We start from the raw sequence: 3,916 nt of genomic DNA, 5'->3' as shown, positions 1-3,916 counted from the left end.
GCGCGCGGCGGCGCGGGCGCGCGCCCCCCCGCCGCCCCCGCCCCCCCCCCCGCGCCCCCGCCCCCCCCGGCCGCCCCCCCCCCCCCCCCCGGAGTGGGGCGGTGGGGCGGGTGGAACGGTAAGGCGGGTCAGAGACCGTCGGTGTAGAGGAGCCGGTTGGGCGAGCCCGCGCCGATCGATGTCACCAGGTCCTTGTCGGACTCCTCGACGAGCCAGGTCGAGACGGCCGAGGGGGAGGCCGTCGGGTACTTCTCCTTGAGCAGCGCGGCGACCCCGGCGACATGCGGGCTCGCCATCGAGGTGCCGCTGAGCGACTTGTATCCGCCGCCGAGCCTCGCGGAGACGATGTCGACCCCGGGCCCGTACAGCTTGAGACAGGGGCCCCAGTTGCTGAAGGTGGCCTGCCGGTCCTCCCGGTCGGTGGCGCCGACCGTGATCACCTTGGACGCACTGGCGGGCGAGACGTTGCAGGCGTTCTGGTTCTCGTTGCCCGCCGCGACGACCGGCGGGACCCCGCTGTCGGCGACGGAGTTGACCGCCGCGTTGACGGCCGTGGACCGGGATCCGCCGATGGACGCGTTCATGACGGCCGGCTGCTCGGCGTTCTTGGCCACCCAGTCGAAACCGGCGATGACCCCGGCCCAGGTACCGCTGCCGTCGCAGCCGAGCACCCGGACGGAGACCAGCGAGGCCTCCCGCGCCACACCGTAGTCCGAGCCGCCGACGGTGCCCGCCACATGGGTGCCGTGGGAGTTGCAGTCCTGCCCGTTCCGCCCGTCGCCGACCGAGTCGAACCCGACGCTCGCCCGGCCGCCGAACTCGCTGTGCGCGGTCTCGATCCCCGAGTCGACGATGTACGCGGTGACCCCCTTGCCGGTGCCCTTCACGTCGTACTGCCCGTCGAGCGGCAGATTCCGCTGGTCGATCCGGTCCAGCCCCCAGCTCAGCGCGGGCACCCGCGCCTGACGGCCCGCCAGGGCCCCGGCCCGCGTCGTCGCGGAACCGCCGGACGAGGCCGTGACGACCGCGTTCTCCTCGACGGCCGCGACGGCCGGGAAGCGGCGGACCAGATCCAGCTCGGACGCGCTGAGCCTGGCGGCGAATCCGGGGAAGACCGTCTCGTACGTGTGCAGGGGGCTGACCCGGAGCTGCCGCACCACGGAGGACGGCGAGAACGTGGGCTTGAGGGAGACGATGTACTGCCCCGGGACCGCCTGGGCGGAACGTTCCACCGGAATGAGTCCCCGGTCGGGGTCGGCCGCCATGGCCTCGGTACCGGTACCGGCGAGCAGGGGAACGAGCAGCAGAAGGGCGGCCGACGCCCAGCGTGCGCGCAAGCGCATAGGTGTACTCCTTGCAGGTGACTGACCGCGGGACGCGCCCCGGACAGGACACGTCCGGCAATGTCCGAACACCTCTCTTTCGTCCCCGCCCCCGGGGCGGCTTGAGCGCTCGCCCGTACTGATGGCCGGATGGAGTAACGCGCCGGAAGGGCGTACGGAACACGCGGCCCGCCGGGGCGGCCCCGCCCCGCATCCGGCCCCGCGTCGGATCTTCCGGGACGCCTGACCCGCCGCCGGACCGCCGGGCCACCGTGCCCGGGACGCCCGGACCCGCCGCCGGGCCCCTGTCCCCGGACACGCCGGAGGGCGGCGGGCCAGGGGCCCACCGCCCTCCGGGCAGTGCTGGAGATGCCTACCGCCGCTCGGTGATCGTCACTTGACGATCGTGATGCGGTCCGCCGCCGGAGGCGCCAGCGGCGCCTGCGTCGTGGAGTTCGCCGCCAGGTACGCGTTGAACATGTCCAGGTCCGACGCGCCGACCAGCTTGTTCTTGCCCTGGCCCAGGACCGCGAAGCCGTCGCCGCCGCCCGCGAGGAACTCGTTCATCGCGACGCGGTACGTCTTCGCCGGGTCGATCGCCGCACCGTCGAGCTTCACCGTGTCCGTGACGACCCGGGCCGCGCCCGACTTCGTCATGTCCAGGGTGTACGTGAGGCCCTTCGAGACCTGAAGGATCTTCGGCGACGCCTCGTTCGAGCCGCTGACCTGCTGCTGGAGCGCGGTGATGACCTGCGCGCCGGTCAGGTCGACCGCGTTCATCATGTTGGTGAACGGCTGCACGGTGAACGCCTCGCCGTAGGTGACGACCCCGTCGCCCTCACTGCCCGACGCCTTGTACACCAGGTCGGAGCGGATCCCGCCCGGGTTCATGAAGGCGATCTGCGCACCGCCCTTGTCCGCCGGGGCCATGCCCGCGAGCTGCGCGTCCGCGATCACGTCGCCGAGCGGGGACTCGGGCGTCGTGGCGCCGCGCCCGTTGATGTCCGCCGAGATGTAGCCCTGCGGCGCGCCCGCGATCGGCGCGGCCAGCTTGTTCCAGCGCGTGATCAGGTCGGTCATGTCCTTGGCCTTGGCCTGGTCACGGCTGACGATGTGGTTGGCCGACTTCACGCCCGCCCGCACGATGTCCTTCGTACGGAGGTCGTAGGTGAGCGTCGTGTCCGTGTAGAGCTTGCCGAACGACGAGGCGGACGTGACCAGGCGCGGGTTGCCCGACGGGTCCGGGATCGTGCACGCGTACGCCTGGTGCGTGTGGCCCGTCACCAGCGCGTCGACCTTCGGCGAGATGCCCTTGGCGATGTCGACGATCGGCCCGGAGATGCCGTCACCGGCGCCGGGGCTGTCGCAGTCGTAGTTGTACGAGGTCGAGGCCGGCGCGCCGCCCTCGTGGATCAGCGCGACGATCGACTTGACGCCCTGCTTGTCCAGTTCCTTGGCGTACTTGTTGACCGTCTCGATCTCGTCGTGGAACTTGAGGCCCTTGACGCCCTCGGCGGTCACGATGTTCGGCGTGCCCTCCAGGGTCACCCCGATGAAGCCGATCTTGACGCCGTTCTTCTTCCACACCGTGTACGGCTTGAGGACCGGCTTGCCGGTCTTCTCCGACGTCACATTGGCGGCGAGGTACGGGAAGTCGGCACCCTTGAACTTCTTGCCCTTCTCGTAACAGCCCTCGGTCGGGTGGCATCCGCCGTTCTGGAGACGGCCCAGCTCGGTGGCGCCCTCGTCGAACTCGTGGTTGCCGACGGCCGTCACATCGAGGTCGATCTTGTTGAGCGCCTCGATGGTCGGCTCGTCGTGGAAGAGACCGGAGAGCAGCGGGCTCGCGCCGACCATGTCACCGCCCGCGGCGGTGATGGAGTACGGGTTGCCCTTGCGGGCGTTGCGCAGCGAGGTCGCCAGGTACTCGACGCCACCGGCGGGGATCGCCTTGGCCGTGCCGTCGGCCTGCTGCTCGGTGACGGTCCCGGCGGAACCGGCCGGCGGCTCCAGGTTGCCGTGGAGGTCGTTGAAGGACAGGAGTTGTACGTCGACCGTCGAGGGCTTCGGCTTCGGCTTGGAGTGGCCGAATCCGGGCCCGCCACCGTGGGCGGGGGTCTGTGCGGTGGCCGGCATCGCGGCGACGAGGGCGCCTGCGGTGGCCAGACCGGCGGCAGCGGCGAGCACCCGCCGTGCCGCGCGGTTCTTCTGCGGTGTCGCTGACATCGATCCCCTTATGAACTCAAAAGTCTGGAGGTTGCGAGCGGCAGCCTAGAGTCAACGCGCGTAGCTCGGACAGGGGCGGCGGGTTACGAGTGGGTTGCCTTTGCGCGTACGTCTCCGGTCGGCCGTGCGCGCACCCCGCGGCCGTACCGCGCGCACCACTCCGCCCCGTACCCCTCCCGTACCTCTCCCGGGCCGCGCCGCCGCCGTACCCTCGACGCATGACAGACGCAGTAGCCCGCGAGTCCGGCCGGCAGATCCAGACCCTCGACGCGCTCACCCCCGAGCAGGCCGAGGACGTCCTCGGCCTGCTCGCCGAAGCAGCCGCCACGGACGGGGGGCCGGCCGTCTCGGAGGCGGGGGGGCGCCAG

Annotated in this window: 2 protein-coding genes; both read right to left on the bottom strand. The window is 71.6% G+C overall.

The annotated features are described in order from the left end of the window. Positions 1 to 128 precede the first annotated feature (128 nt). Positions 129 to 1,343, bottom strand: a complete 1,215-nt coding sequence (locus ACFXPK_RS10645; RefSeq protein WP_385073856.1) for a S8 family peptidase — start codon at positions 1,341 to 1,343, stop codon at positions 129 to 131. 372 nt (positions 1,344 to 1,715) lie between these two features. Beyond that, a complete protein-coding gene (locus tag ACFXPK_RS10640; protein WP_385073853.1) occupies positions 1,716 to 3,548 on the bottom strand; it encodes a bifunctional metallophosphatase/5'-nucleotidase in 1,833 nt (610 codons plus the stop codon). Positions 3,549 to 3,916 lie beyond the last annotated feature (368 nt).

The organism is Streptomyces sp. NPDC059142 (assembly GCF_042755665.1).
GTDB lineage: Bacteria > Actinomycetota > Actinomycetes > Streptomycetales > Streptomycetaceae > Streptomyces.
This window is presented reverse-complemented; position numbering and strand designations above follow the sequence as displayed.